At 49.3% G+C, this 15,005-nt stretch carries 12 protein-coding genes; 11 read left to right on the top strand and 1 reads right to left on the bottom strand.

The window, feature by feature from the left end; translation table 11 throughout:
• Positions 1–39: 39 nt before the first annotated feature.
• The 9 genes from U5R06_07165 (at position 40) to uvrC (ending at position 12,592) form a co-directional block, all read left to right on the top strand.
• Positions 40–753, top strand: a complete 714-nt coding sequence (locus U5R06_07165; GenBank protein ID MDZ7722585.1) for a CPBP family intramembrane glutamic endopeptidase — start codon at positions 40–42, stop codon at positions 751–753.
• Positions 750–1,037 carry a hypothetical protein gene (locus U5R06_07160; GenBank protein ID MDZ7722584.1) on the top strand — a complete coding sequence of 96 codons (288 nt, stop codon included), beginning with the start codon at positions 750–752 and terminating at the stop codon, positions 1,035–1,037. Before U5R06_07165 ends, U5R06_07160 begins: the two co-directional genes overlap by 4 nt.
• Positions 1,027–1,794 (top strand): endolytic transglycosylase MltG, encoded by a 768-nt coding sequence (gene mltG / locus U5R06_07155; protein MDZ7722583.1) that lies wholly within the window; start codon positions 1,027–1,029, stop codon positions 1,792–1,794. Before U5R06_07160 ends, mltG begins: the two co-directional genes overlap by 11 nt.
• Positions 1,775–4,000 (top strand): UvrD-helicase domain-containing protein, encoded by a 2,226-nt coding sequence (locus U5R06_07150; GenBank protein MDZ7722582.1) that lies wholly within the window; start codon positions 1,775–1,777, stop codon positions 3,998–4,000. Before mltG ends, U5R06_07150 begins: the two co-directional genes overlap by 20 nt.
• 1 nt (position 4,001) lies before the next feature.
• Entirely contained in the window at positions 4,002–7,655 is a 3,654-nt protein-coding gene (locus U5R06_07145; GenBank protein ID MDZ7722581.1) for a tetratricopeptide repeat protein, read from the top strand.
• Positions 7,652–8,509, top strand: a complete 858-nt coding sequence (gene nadC / locus U5R06_07140; GenBank protein ID MDZ7722580.1) for a carboxylating nicotinate-nucleotide diphosphorylase — start codon at positions 7,652–7,654, stop codon at positions 8,507–8,509. Before U5R06_07145 ends, nadC begins: the two co-directional genes overlap by 4 nt.
• Positions 8,510–8,632: 123 nt before the next feature.
• On the top strand, positions 8,633–10,186 hold the full coding sequence (locus U5R06_07135; protein MDZ7722579.1) for an AAA family ATPase: 1,554 nt from the start codon (positions 8,633–8,635) through the stop codon (positions 10,184–10,186).
• Between the two features lie 72 nt (positions 10,187–10,258).
• Positions 10,259–10,753, top strand: coding sequence for a nitroreductase family protein (locus U5R06_07130; protein MDZ7722578.1), 495 nt, complete (start codon positions 10,259–10,261; stop codon positions 10,751–10,753).
• A 3-nt stretch (positions 10,754–10,756) separates the two neighbouring features.
• Positions 10,757–12,592 (top strand): excinuclease ABC subunit UvrC, encoded by a 1,836-nt coding sequence (uvrC, locus tag U5R06_07125; protein ID MDZ7722577.1) that lies wholly within the window; start codon positions 10,757–10,759, stop codon positions 12,590–12,592.
• On the opposite strand, the gene U5R06_07120 is transcribed toward uvrC, so the two are convergent.
• Entirely contained in the window at positions 12,593–12,913 is a 321-nt protein-coding gene (locus U5R06_07120; protein ID MDZ7722576.1) for a hypothetical protein, read from the bottom strand.
• A 298-nt stretch (positions 12,914–13,211) separates the two neighbouring features.
• Here U5R06_07120 and U5R06_07115 point away from each other — a divergent pair, with 298 nt between their 5' ends.
• Positions 13,212–13,817, top strand: a complete 606-nt coding sequence (locus tag U5R06_07115; protein MDZ7722575.1) for a hypothetical protein — start codon at positions 13,212–13,214, stop codon at positions 13,815–13,817.
• Entirely contained in the window at positions 13,760–14,374 is a 615-nt protein-coding gene (locus U5R06_07110) for a transposase (protein ID MDZ7722574.1), read from the top strand. The genes U5R06_07115 and U5R06_07110 overlap by 58 nt, the downstream gene beginning before the upstream one ends.
• Positions 14,375–15,005: the final 631 nt, after the last annotated feature.

Genomic DNA, 15,005 nt, shown 5'->3' with positions numbered 1-15,005 from the left:
ACGACCTATTTTGCCGCCACCCGGACGCCCTTTTACGGGGTGATTGTCACGCTGCCGTTGCTGTTGATCTACGAAATCCTGGCGCTGCTGATGATGCGTCAGGGCGAAGCGCCGCTGAGAAACGGAGTGGATATGTGGCTTCGGCATCTGGCCTCGCGGTTCGGGTCGCAGCCCGATTCCGAGCATTGGTTCAAATGGCTGTTCAACCTGGTTGGATCCCAGGGAATTTTCGTTCTCAGTCTGCTGATGTTCATTCTGGTTATCGCCGCTTCCTATTCTTTTTTCCGCCACCGGCCGGTGTTCAGTTTCAAGTACTGCATTCTCATCGTCCTGGAAAGCGGGGTTTACGTCTGGGTTCTGGCGCTGGCAGCGCGTTTTTTCGCCACTGCGCTGGCAACTTATCTGGCTATCGGCAGTGAGACGCACGCCGTAATTATCATGTCCCTGGGCGCCGGTGTGTTTGAGGAACTGCTGTTCCGGGCTGTGGGATACGGGCTGGTGGCGGCGCTGATTATCAAGAGCCTGGACGCCAAACGCAAATGGCCGGTCAAGCTAATGGTGCTTTTGGCATCTTCACTGATTTTTGCCTGGGCGCATGATCTGGCTTCTCTGGATTTTACAAATTATACGTTTTTATATCGCGCAGTCATGGGCGTGCTGTTCTGTGCCCTTTATGAATTCCGCGGACTCGGCGTAGCGGTGTGGAGCCACGCATTGTATGATCTCATTGTATTAATGGCGGGAGCGAATTGAAAAAACTGTTCAAATATACAGGCCTGACCCTGGCGGCATTGGTGGTTGCCGCTGCATTTCTGCTTTCTGTGATCCTGTACTGGCCCTTTTACACTCTATCTAATTCTGAAAACGTGGATATTATTGTGCCGTGGGGCGCAAGTTTTGATCGGGTGACCGAAACCCTCAAAAGCCGAAATGTGATTGCCAATAAACACCTGTTTAAATTATCTGCAAAATTGTTGGCAGATACACAGAACCTGCGCGCCGGTAAATTCACATTGCATGAGGCGCATGTCAAATAAATCGGCCCTGGACGCGCTGGTAAGAGGACCTCAGAGTTATTTTTCCGTGACCTTGCCCGAAGGTTACGCAGCACGGCGTTATGCGGGTATTTTCCAGAAAAAACTGGGACTGGATTCCCTGAACTTTATGCAGCTAATTTCCGATACAAATTTTATACAGAAACTGGGATGGGAGGACCCTTCCCTTGAAGGCTATTTGTATCCGGAAACCTATCATTTTACCTACGGGGTCACGGAAAAACAGGTGATCCGCACCCTGGTGCAGCAGTTTCGCAGCACGGTCCCGGATTCATTCTGGGTGGCCGCAGAGGAACAGGGTATGACCCGGCGCGATGCAGTTACGCTTGCGTCCATCATCGAAGGCGAAGCCATGCTGGACCGTGAAATGCCGCTGATTGCTTCGGTTTATCATAACCGGCTTGAGCGCGACATGCGCCTGCAGGCCGATCCCACCATTCAATACATTATCCCGGAGAGTCCGCGACGGCTTTTAAACCGTGACTTGAAAATCGATTCTCCGTACAACACTTATCTGTACGCCGGACTGCCGCCGGGCCCGATCAACAATCCGGCGGTCAACGCCATTCGTGCGGCTGTCTATCCGGCAGAGACCTCTTTTTTATATTTTGTCGCGGACGGAAAGGGCGGACATACCTTCAGCCGCACCCTGACCCAACACTTAAACGCCAAGCGCAAATTTGACCGAATTCGCAGAGAACACCGACGCAAGGAGCTGAATGCCCAACGTGAAGAATAAAGACTATATTGATAACCTGTTGGCCGAACTCAATGAAGAACAACATCATGCGGTTGTTCATACGGAAGGACCTCTCCTGGTCCTGGCCGGCGCCGGCAGCGGCAAAACCCGCGTCCTGACCTTTCGCATTGCGCATCTGATCGCCAGCGGCGCGGCCGAACCGCACGATATTCTGGCCATGACCTTTACCAATAAAGCCGCCGGTGAAATGAAAGAGCGCGTGCGCAAACTGGTACCTGTGCCGCTCAAAGGCATGTGGATCGGCACCTTTCATTCGCTGTTTGCCCGGCTGCTGCGCCGCGAAGCCGACCGTATCGGCTATGACCATAATTTTTCCATTTACGATGTGGATGATCAGGTTTCCCTGATCAAATCTATTCAAAAACAGTTGAACATCCTGACTCCGCAGGTATCCCCCAAACTCATCAGTTACAGTATCAGCATGGCGAAAAACGCCATGCAGTCCGCGGATCAATTCAAGCAGAGCGCGGATTCACCGGTGGATGACGTGGTGTCCAGGGTGTTTCTTGAATATGAAAAACAACTGCGCCGTCACAATGCCATGGATTTTGACGATCTTTTGATCAAGCCCATCGAATTGTTCGAAACGTATCCGCTGGTCATGGAATATTATCAGGAACGTTTTAAGTTTCTTCTTGTGGACGAATACCAGGACACCAACCGCGCCCAGTATCACATGCTGACACTTTTAGCTAAAGCGCATCAAAATATTGGTGTGGTAGGGGATGATGATCAGTCGATTTACCGCTGGCGCGGCGCCGAACTGCGCAATATTCTCGAATTTGAAGAAGATTATCCCGGCTGTAAAAAATATCATCTGGAACGCAATTATCGCTCGACCGCTCATATTCTCAATCTGGCGCATTCCATTGTGGTGAACAACACTCAGCGTCATCCCAAAAAGCTGTGGACGGACAAAGGCGATGGTGAGCCGGTTTCCATGGTTGCGGTGTACAATGAACGTGAAGAAGCCCAGATGATTGTGGAAAAAATCAGTCAGGAATTCCGCAAAGGCGAACGCGATTTTTCGGATTTTGCCATTCTTTACCGCATCAACGCCCAGTCGCGCGCCCTGGAAGACGCGTTTCGCGCTGAAGGTATCCCGTATGTGATTATCGGTGGCGTTCGGTTTTACGAACGCAAAGAGATCAAGGATGTGCTGGCGTATCTGCGGCTACTGGTGAATCCCTCGGATACGATCAGTCTGCGCCGTGTTATCAACAATCCCACCCGCGGTATCGGCGATACCACTTTGTCCAGAATACAGGCGTTTGCGTTGCAGCAGGATATGCTGCTTTTTCACGCTCTGGGCCGGGTGAATGAGGTGGAGGGTCTGCAGAAACGCGCCAGAGAACGGGTGCTTGGATTTTATGAGATGATCAAGCGCTATCAGAGTCTGCTTGAAGAAATCTCTCCGGCTGAACTGGCCGCAACTCTGGTGAACGAACTCGGCCTGATTCGCAAATACAAAGAGGAAAACAGTATCGAGTCCATAACCCGGTTGGAGAACGTGCAGGAGCTGCTGCAGGCGATTGCCGAGTACACGCGCAATAATGAAGAGGCGACCCTGGAGACGTATCTGCAGGAAGTGTCTCTGATTACGGATCTGGACAACTGGGATGATGATGCCAAAGCCGTGACGTTGATGACCCTGCATGCCGCAAAAGGTCTGGAATTTCCGGTGGTGTTTATTGCCGGCGTGGAAGAAGGACTGTTTCCACTGTCACGGTCCATGGATGATCCGCATGCCCTGGAAGAAGAACGCCGGCTGTTTTATGTCGGCGCCACCCGCACTCAGGAAAAGCTGTACCTGTTCTGGGCGCGCAACCGCAAGCGCTATGGAGAGACCCGCAGTTACAAATCCAGATTTTTGACCGAGATTGATATGCGCTTTGTCGTACAGGAAAAGAGTCCCACACTCACACGGGCCGAACATTCGCAGCAGAGGTTTCCAACGCAGCGCTCACCTGAACCCGAGTTTGTGGACAGTATGCCGAATTATGAAGATGAGTCTCAGGAACCACAGGAACTTTATATCGGCTCACGAGTCAAACATTTTAAATTCGGCAAAGGAACGGTGATGCAGATTGAAAAGCACCCGACCACTGTCAAACTGCAGGTCAAGTTTGACCGAACCGGCATGAAACGACTGGTACTACCCTTTGCCAAACTGGAGATTTTATAATATGAAATATTTTTTAATCATCTTGATCCTGCTGACTGCATTTTTATCCGCTGCACAGGATGCCGCTCCGGCTCTGGAGGATGAACAGGCGTTTCGATTCGCTGCAGAGCTGCAGCAAAAGGAGCTCTATGATCTGGCTGCAGCGCAGTTTCAAGAGTATGCGGATACCTATCCGACCAGTTTCCGGGCCCCGGTCGCGCTGCTGCGCGCCGGACAAAACTATGAAAATGCGGACAGCCTGCTCAAAGCCTCAAATGTCTATTTGTCCCTGCTGCTCAAATATCCCGAATCCAATGAAATCGACCAGGCACAATTCAGCCGCGCCGGTCTGCTTGCGAAAACCGGCCAAAACCGCAATGCGGCGCTGGCCTACGAACGGCTGCGTGTGCTAAATGAGGACAGTCCACTGATCACCGACGCCCAGTTGCGCGCGGCAGAACAGTATCTTGCAACGGGATTGCATCAGAAAGCGATGGATGCTGCATTTTATGTACTGGAACAGGAAGAAAACCACCTGAAACGTCTGAACGCCCGTTATCTTGTCGCAAAATCGCATTACGGTCTCGGAAACTATAAAGATGCGTTGCAGGTTCTTGACGATTTTTCTTCAGCTACCCTGAAAAATGACCTGGAAATAAAAATCCTGGCCCTCAAATCCGATGTCTATGAAAAACTGGGACGCTACAGCAAAGCGGACAGCATTGTCCATTTTGTGCTCAGACAGCCGGTCGCCAATCCTGAATTGGGAAAAATGGCGGTTGATCTCGCCTCTTCTCTGCATCATCAGAAACGTTATGCCGAGTCCGATGCCGTGATCCAGTTGTCCCTGGACAAGGTGAAACAGGACAGTCTGCGCAATGCTCTGCTGTTTCTGTACGGCGATAATGCCTGGGCCCGGGGACACTATCAAACAGCCGGGTCTCATTATGCGCGCGTACAATTGAATGAAAATAATCCGGAACGTCCCTGGCTCTGGTTCAAGCAAGCCATGGCCGCTGTGCCCACTGACCCCGATTCCGCGGAACTGTTTTTCACCCGCGTGCTGCAGTGGGAGCAGGATATGGAGCCCTGGTTATACACCAAAACTGCACTGGAATTCGCCAAACTTCAAACGAACACAGACGCCCGCAATGGCGTGCGCACGCTGCAGCAGGCCCAGGACAAAGTGCGGATTCCCGCAGCCAAAGCCGAACTTTTGTTTGAAAAAGGGCAGATTCAGAGGCTGTTTCTTAAAGATTTTTCCGGCGCTCGCGCCAGCTATTCCTCGATCATCTCTTCATTCCCCAACAGTCATCTGATCGATGACGCACAGTTTCGCGTCGCACAAACCTACGAACAACAGAACCGTTATCAGTATGGCATGGACGAGTACCGCCGTTACCTGAACATCTATCCCGGCGGTGATTTTCAAAACGAAGCGCAGCAGCGTCTCAGTTATCTGACGTTTTACGCGCCGCCTTCATCCGAACAGGCCGCTGAAGCGTTTAGCCGGCTTTTGTCTGCAAATTCCGCATCATCTCAATTGCTCCTCGATCGTGTCGAAACCCGGATTCATACATTCCATGATTATCAGCGCGCCCTCACAGCGCTGAATCAAGTTGTAAATTCAGCCGACGAGACGCTGCCGCAGGACAAACTCTTCTATTATCAGGCACTGTGCTATGATCGTCTGATGATGCGGATGTCACTGGATCAAAACGCGGTGAGCGCTGCACAATACAGTGATTCACTGATCCAGGCCGCTGACCGGTTTATGGCTGTTTATCGGGACAGTCCGCATTACAATCATGTGCTTTATATGCACACGCAGGCTCAGCTGTCACAGATCGATTCGGCTGCGACTCGAGCTGCTTTTCTGGCAGACCGAATTGATCAGTTTATCCATCCCGATGACAGCCTTGCCCTGCGCATTCAGTACGAATGGGCGCGTGAAAAAATAAGCTCGGGACCGCTTGACAGCAGTGATACCTCTGCAGATAGTCTGCTGCTGCGGGTCGCCGAGCATACACGAGACGGGTCTCTGCGCAACAATGCGCTGTTCGGCGCTGCTGTGCTGCAGCATGAGCGCGGTCAACTTGATTCGGCGCGCTCCCTGCTCATGGAGATTGTGACCCGGCCTGAACCGGAACGCAAAGCCGAGGCCACATTCCTTTTGGCCGGCTACCATCAGCAAGCCGGGGCCCATAAACAGGCGCTGGCCTTGTACGACAAGGTCGCTCAATATTATTTTTATTCGCGCTGGGCGTCGCGCGCCCGCGTTAAAGCCATTGATTTGCTGATGCAGCTGGGCGAACACCGGCAGGCCAACCAGCGGCTGGAAGATTTGCGCAATCAGGCGCTCCCCGCACGGTTGAAATTGTATTATGATCAGGTGAGTGATGATGAAACCCTGTGGCTGTGGGCGCGATCCGTGGAGCGTATGAAATCCATTCCCGAGGCCGTTCGCGCTTATAAAATGTACCTGGAGCGCAATGACGCCGCTCACCGCGCCGAAGCCCTGTTCCGGGTGGGCGAACTGGCCAATGCCTCCAATCAGCTGGATATGGCTATCGGGCATTACCGGGAATGTGCGGATTTTGCGCCGCAGGACAGTCTGGGCAGGCTGGCGCGTTATAAAACCGCGGATATTTATTTTCAGCGCGGCCGCTATGAACAGGCGCTGGAACAGTATGAATTGCTGAATCAACAGTTTACCGGAGACCTGCGTCGGCAGGCGGAGCAGAATGCGATCATTTGCGAATATCAGCTTGACCATCTGCGCCGCGCCCAGCGTAAAGTGCAAGCCTTTACAGAAACCTGGGATGACCGCAATGCAGAAGCGCGGTTTTTGTACCAGGAGGGATTGTACCATATCCGCACCAAAAATTTTGACGATGCTGAAAGAGCCTTTAAACAATGCCGCAAATATGATGATGTGCCCCAGGGGGCGCGCGGCGAACTGGGCCTGGCGCGGCTGTATGTGGTGCTCAACAAAACCGAAGAAGCTCTGAAACGCCTGACCCGCATTCCGGGCAGATATGATGATCCCGATATTGTTGCCACGGCTTATGTGAATCTGGGTGATTTCTATTATGAAAACCGTCAGCTGCAGAATTGTATTGCGGCCTGTAAGAAAGCGCTGGAAACGATAGACAGCGGACGACAACGCGCCCAGGCTCTGGATCTGCTGGTGAATGCCTATGATGATCTGAATCTGCGCGACAAGGCGATTGCCATGCAGAAACAATATATTCGCGAGTTTCCGGATAATCCGTCTGTGTTACGACGCCGAATGCGGATCGGTGTGTTTCTCTATTATATGAAAGAATATGACCGCGCGATTCATCATTTCAACGAGATCAAACCGCTGCTAAGCGCGGACGATTATACCGAAGTACAGTATTGGATTGCCAAAAGCTATGCCGACGCCGGTTTGACGGAAAAATCCGTGATCGAGTTTCTCAAAGTGCGTTATATGTGCAAACAAACCAAACTGCCCTGGGGAGCTACCGCGCTGTACGAGGCCGGACGCGGATATCGAAAACTCGGCAAACCTGAAAAAGCCATTCGCATGTTTGAACTGGTGGTCAGGGAACGCGGGGCTGCCGATAATATTGGCCGGGCTGCAAGCGATAAAATTAAAGAAATTCAAAGCGAGATGGCAGAGACCTTATGAATAAAATTCTGCAGGCAGATGCAGCTGCACTGATCAACATGGCTCTGCGTGAAGACCTGAACGAGCGCGGCGATATTACCGTCAAGGCCATTCTGAATCCCGAGGCTCAGAGGTTCGCCCGTATTGTTGCCAAGCAGGACGGTGTTGCATGCGGAACCGAATTCAGCGAGATGGTGTTCAAGACCGTTGACGCCGGACTGGAAGTGCAGATCTGCGTTCGTGACGGGGATCTGGTTAACAATCGCGATCTGATGATGAGCGTCTACGGACGCACCGCTTCCATACTACAGGCCGAAAGAACAGCCTTGAATTTTCTCGGACATCTCTCCGGTATCTCGACTCTGACGCATCAATTTGTCAAAGCCGTGTCGCATACCAACGCGAAATGCCTGGACACTCGTAAAACCACACCCGGCTGGCGGCGCCTGGAAAAATACGCGGTCGACTGCGGCGGCGGTGTGAACCACAGAATGGGCCTGTATGATATGTTTCTGATCAAGGAAAATCATATTGCGGCCGCCGGCGGAATTAAAGCGGCTGTTGAACAATGCCGCAGGGCGATGCGTCAGCGCTCATTCTTGGCAGAAATTGAAGTTGAAACAACAACACTGGATCAGGTCAGGCAGGCCTGTGAACTCGAGGCAGATCGAATTATGCTGGACAATATGAGTCCGGAGTTGATGCGGGAATGCGTTGAATGGGTGAATGGCCGTGTCGAACTGGAAGCCTCGGGTAATGTGTCAATCAAGAGCGTGGCAGCCATCGCGGAAACCGGCGTGGACTTTATTTCGGTGGGCGCTCTGACCCATTCCGCTGGAACATTTGATGCCAGTTTGTTGTTGGATAGTGTATAGAATTTTGACACAATAATGTGCATGTGTTCAATACTCCAAAAGGATTAGTTGATTTTATTGCACTTGTGTTGTTTTTATAAGATGGTATAGAATTTGCATCTAATATACAAAAGGATGAGATATATGCAACAAAAGGCAAAACGGATGAATCTGTTGACTGACAGTGGAAAAACACCGACTCCGGAAGAATTGCGCAAGGATGTATCGGAATTTCTGCGTGAAAAATATGGAAACAATGTGGTGGTGCCCCAGGATGCCGACCATATGGGCAGCGGAACGGAGGAAAAAGATGATAATGATAATCCGCCGCGCCAGATTAATTTTGATTTAAAACCCACACAGCTGGAAGCTTATTTAAAAAATTATGTGGTGGGACAGGATACAGCGGTTGAAATTCTGGCAACCAAAATTTGTACGCATTTTAACCGCATGAACTATGAAATGTCAAACCCGGACTCGGCCGAACTGCTCGGCAATATCAAGAGCAATGTGCTGATGATTGGTCCGACCGGTGTCGGTAAAACATATATTATCAAGCTGATTGCTCAGAAACTGGGTGTGCCGTTTGTCAAAGGCGACGCCACCAAATTCAGTGAAACCGGATACGTGGGTGGAGATGTGGACGATCTGATCCGAAATCTGGTACACGATGCCAATGGCGATATGAAACTTGCGGAATACGGTATTGTCTACCTGGACGAGATTGACAAGATCGCATCCACCGGCAACGGAGTGGGGCCGGATGTGTCCCGAAGCGGGGTACAGCGCACCCTGTTAAAGCTCATGGAAGAAGCAGAAGTGGATCTCAAAGTACCGCATGATCTGGCTTCGCAGATGGAAGCCGCCATGGAAGCGCAGCGCACCGGCAAAGTCAATCGTAAAAAAGTAAATACACGCAATATCTTGTTTGTCATGAGCGGCGCGTTCAACAATCTGGATGATCTGATAAGACGCCGAATGAATCAGCAACCCATAGGTTTCACCCGGCAGGATTATGACGTCCAGCAGGTGGGCAAAGAAGAGCTTTTAAAACAGGTCAAGACAGCAGATTTGATCCAATATGGATTTGAAAACGAGTTTATCGGCCGTCTGCCCATCGTTCTTTCGCTGAATCATCTTGATGTTGCAGGGTTGTATAATATTCTGAAAAATCCGAAAAATAGTGTCATTCAGGGTAAAAAACGTGATTTCAAAGCCTACGGCATTAATCTGGAATTTGATGATGATGCTCTTCATCGGATTGCCGAGATGGCCTATGAAGAACAAACCGGAGCGCGCGGACTGCTCAGCGTGATTGACAATCTGTTGCTAAAGTTCGAGAAACTGCTGCCGGATACACAAATCGACAGTCTGAAATTTACAGCGTCAATGGTCGAGGATCCGGATACAGAGCTTGAAAATCTGCTGACCGAGTATTATATCAAAAAATTTCAGCGGCAGTTTTTAACCAAGAATAATGTCGTCATTACGTTTACAGAGCAAGCTGTGGAAAAATTAAAAGAAAAGGCTGCAAATGACAAGCAGCCGCTTGATAAAATCTGCAGTGAACTGCTGGAAGATTACGATTACGGTCTCAAACTGCTGGGTTGGGAAGAATTTTCCGTGGATGAATCGATTATCGATGATCCCAAAAGCCGGCTGGAAGAGTTGATCAAAAGGGCCTATGAGAAAAAATAAACACCGAGAGACTCAACCCAAGGCCGTTTCGGGATACCGGGACGGCCTTTTTTCGTGAAAGGAGAGGAAATTATGGACTTTATGGAAACCGTCCGCCGGCGGCACAGTGTGAGAGCGTTTCAAGTAAAGCCGGTATCGGAAGATCTTTTGAAGGAAATCATCAATGCGGGCAGACTGGCGGCTACCGCCCGGAATATTCAGCCCTGGGAGTTTGTCGTGGTACGCGATCCTGAAACCCTGGCATCCCTGGGGCGGCAGGCCAATTACGGCCGATTTATCGGGTCAGCTCCTGCCTGTATTGTGGTGTTTTGTCAGGATACCAAATATTATCTGGAAGACGGCAGCGCCGCCATGCAGAATATGCTGCTGGCTGCGACAGCGCTGGGACTGGGCGCCTGCTGGGTGGCCGGCGACAAGAAAGAATATGCCGGGGATATCCGTAAGCAGCTCGATGCACCGGATGATTATAAACTGATCGCCATGATGCCGGTGGGATATATCGAAGGCGAACCTTCCGTGAAAGGCAAACGCGATTTGGCTGATCTCATCCACTGGGAAACCTTTTAGCTGATGCCTGATATCCGGGAAAAATTGTCGCATGTTTCCACTCAGCCCGGTGTCTATCTGTTTAAAAACAGTCGCGGCAAAATTATCTACATCGGCAAGGCCAAAGTGCTGCGCAACCGTGTGCGCAGTTATTTCCAGAAAAGCCGCAATCCTGACCCGAAAACCGTCAGGATGATGCAGGGAGTGCGGGATTTTGAGACCATTATCACGGATACCGAAGTGGAAGCTCTGATCCTGGAATCCAATCTGATCAAAGAGTATAAACCGCGCTATAACATTAATCTCAAGGATGACAAGAGTTATCCGTATATACGGATTACCCATGAAGCGTTTCCACGTATTTTCCCAACGCGTAAACTGGTGCAGGACGGTTCTCGCTATTTTGGACCGTATACGGATGTCCAGGGCATGCGCAATCTGCTCAAGACCATTCAGCGTCTGTTTCCCATCCGTTCCTGCAAACTTTCGTTAACTCGACAAACGATAGCAAAAGGCAGATACAACGTATGTCTCAACTATCACATCAACCGATGTTCCGGACCCTGCGAAGGGTTTATTTCCCAGGCGGAGTATAACAAAACCATCCAGTATATAATCGAGTTTATCAATGGCAATACGCATGCCATTGAACAGGATATCACGGAGCATATGCAGCATCTGGCCGAACAGCGCCGCTTTGAGCAGGCGGCGCGAATGCGCGATCAACTATTGGATATTCAAATGTTTACGCGCAAACAAAAAGTGTTTGATCCGGAACTTCCGGACCGCGATGTGATTGCTGCGGCCTCAAATGATGACGATACCTGCTGTGTCATCTTTCGAATCCGTCAGGGAAAAATACTTTCAAAGAGCCATTATTTTCTCGAGAATACCCGGGATGAGACGCCGGAATCCATTTTTGAAGCCTTTATCAAACAATTTTATCTGAAAACCACGGATATACCCGGCGAGATTATCATTCCCGCCAAATTAGAGGACCATAAAGCGGTGGAAACGTGGCTGAGCCATCGCGTGCCTGTGCCGGTGCGCATACAGGTTCCGGAAAAGAACGATACACGCGAACGCCTGCTGGGGTTGTGCGAGCGAAATGCCAAATATCACCTCAATGAACTCGAAATTCAGAAACTGCAGAAAAAAACCCATGTGGCCGGTGCCGTCAAGGCGCTGCAAAAGGCGCTGATTCTGGATGATCCGCCGAAACGCATCGAAGGCTTTGATATTTCCAATATTCAGGGCACCGATCCGACGGCATCCATGGTGTGTTTTGTCAACGGTAAACCGAGCAAATCGGATTACCGCAGGTTTAAAATCCGCAGCAAACAGACCCCGGATGATTTTACCATGATGCACGAGGCGGTCAAGCGCCGCTATTCGCGCATACAGCGGGAAAACAAGGATATGCCGGATTTGATTCTGATTGACGGCGGCAAGGGACAGTTGAATGCTGCCGTCAAGGCTCTGAATGAACTGGGGATACGTAAACAGCCGATCATCGCCCTGGCCAAGCGGCTGGATGAGGTGTTTATGCCCAACACCCAGGATGCGCAGAATATCCCCAAAGACTCTGCAGCCTTGCGGCTTTTACAGCGGGTTCGCGATGAATCGCACCGGTTTGCCGTCACCTTTCACCGCTCGTTGCGCAGCAAGCGCGCTCTGTCGTCGGAACTGGACGACATTCCGGGCGTAGGCCCGACACGTCGGCAGTTGCTGCTCAGGCAGTTCAAAAGCGTGGACAATATCAAAGCCGCCGGTTTAAAAGAATTGAAAAATGTGGATGGCATCTCAGAGTCCATTGCTGAAACCATCTATAATCACCTCAACTCCGGCGAAGGCGAATGATCAGTCCGCAGGACTTTGTTCCAAGGTATCCTCAAGCGCTTTGGAAAATGTTCTAAACTGTTCGTAAAACTCCCGGGGATGCGATGCCAAGTAATTTAACGTGGTATCAAACTGCGCCGCTGTCATAGTGTGAGCCGCCAGAGCGGAATCCAGTATTGCGGTCTTTTGCGAATCCGTCAGGGCCTTGCTCTCGGCGAGGAGCAGATATGTTTCATAGACCTGAAAAAATTGATCCACATCAGGTTTAATTTGCGGTGTCTTTTTTTCTGCACATGCGAGCAGGAGGGTGGTGACTATCGCGATGACCGCTATATGTTTCATGGTTTCAAATCCTGTTGATTTTTTCAATCAAAATATACGAAATAAAAGTGTAAAGAGTCAATAATAGTTACCCATTTTGTCATACAGCTTGACTGCTGGGCGACAACTACACGGGGCAGGGACAGCCGTTTCAAGTTCTTGCTATTTACACACGTTGTACCATAAAAATAGAGTTTAACCTAAACTGAGCGATTCTTCGAAAAATAAAAAACCTTTTGGGATTATAATGGATTGTTATTATTTTAATTAAGACAAAATCAACTAAAATCAATCCACGCACCCAAAAGGTGACAATAATATGAAGAAAAAAACCAATTCAAAGCAAGTAAAAATTTCAAAAATCGAGGTCACAACTGAAAAAATGAGCGGGCGCGGCGGCCTGTTTTTCTTTATCAAATATGTCGAAAACATTGGTTTTTTCAAGCTTTTCGAACAATGTCTTGGTTCTCTAAAAGGTTCGGCCAAGGGCATTAGTTGCTTTCAGTTTATTAAACAAGTTGTGGGCTGGTTCATTGATGGCACCGACCGTTCCATGTTAGGCTTTGATCGACGTAAAAACGACGACGCTTATGCCGCGCTCCTAGAGAATGAGCCTTGGCACATGGCGACATCGCATCAGATAAAGAGAATGTTTCGCCGACTTGGTTTTGTCGGACAATGGCTCTTTCGTTCTATTTTGCTCAAGCTTTTTATCTGGCGCCTTCATGTTGAAAAGCCCAAAGTGATCATATTATTCGCTGATACGGTGGTCTTTGACAATGACGATGCCCAAAAACGTCAAGGCGTTAAGCCAACTTATAAGAAGAAAAGGGCTTTCAGCCGCTGCAAATCAGCTGGGGGCCTTATGTGGTGGATGCATTGTTCCGTCCTGGCAATGTGCACTGCAATCATGGGACAGATTTGAGAAAAGCTGTTGGACGTTTGGTCAAAGCGATTCGAACCCATTATGCTGATGTGCCAATCATACTGCTTAAAGACAGCGGTTTTTTAGATGATAAGAATTTCAGATTTTTTGAAGAACGCCTCGGCATTCATTATGCGTGCAGCGGAAAGCTCTATAAGGGTATTAAACAATATGTTAAAGAAGTTCCTGTTGATCGATTTCACTTGTATCAAATGTCGTGGTCGTTTGTTGAATTTGGTAACCGGCTTGACACGTGGTCTACATTTCGGCGATGCATTTTCACATCACAAGAAACCGAAGATAATGGCCAGATGACCTTTGATTTTGCTCGACCGGACAATGTGATTTATACAAACATTGGCCAGAATAAAGAATGTGATGAAAAGCTGGTGCAGGCAGTTGGCGATGACTATTTAAAGGCGGAAAAGATCATTGAATTGGATCATAGTCGCGGCAAGGGTGAACTTGTTCATCGTTCACAAAAGGATTTTGTCGTATGCGAGCAGCTTCCCTTTAAAGGCTTTGGAATGAACAGAGCCTTTTATTACATTTTTTGATGAGTCATTTTCTATACGAAGCTTTCAAGCGTGATATGACCCAGGATGTGTTACCGGTTACGAGCTATCCCAGCACTTTTCGCCGGACTGTAATTGATTTTGCTGTCAAGATAATATCGACGAGTCAACAGGTAATCTTGAAAGTCACCCAAGCTACTTATGATGCATTAAAAATTCCACTTTTATGGCAGGCGATTCGCGAACAAAAACCAGCTTTCATGACATAGAGCAAAATGTTTCCAGAAAATTTTATTTCACAGGATTGATACGCCCTAATGTTAGTTTTTTCATGTTTTTAGGCATAGTTCATTTTAAAAACAGGTAAAAAGACTTTTGTAACATGAAAACAGAATAGAATTTACACAAATAGACATGACTGGCTCCCTTTTGAGCCAGTTTATTTTGTTCTGTTTTAAAATCGCTCAATTTAGGTTTAATATAATTTTTGAATTGAGATAATACGGTTGTTCGTAACGGCCCGTCGATGTCCGCCGGTCGACCAGCCTGGTCGACCTACATTCAAATCGTTCCGCCAGTCTCCTTGGCGGAATGCAGCCCGGACACTCTGTGTCTGCGGTCTGTTTCTCACCCGGCGCACAATCCGCCCCCAAACACCTCAATTGGCTTGCCC

The sequence above is a fragment of the candidate division KSB1 bacterium genome (assembly GCA_034521575.1).
Classification (GTDB): Bacteria; Zhuqueibacterota; Zhuqueibacteria; order Residuimicrobiales; family Krinioviventaceae; genus JAXHMJ01.
This window is presented reverse-complemented; position numbering and strand designations above follow the sequence as displayed.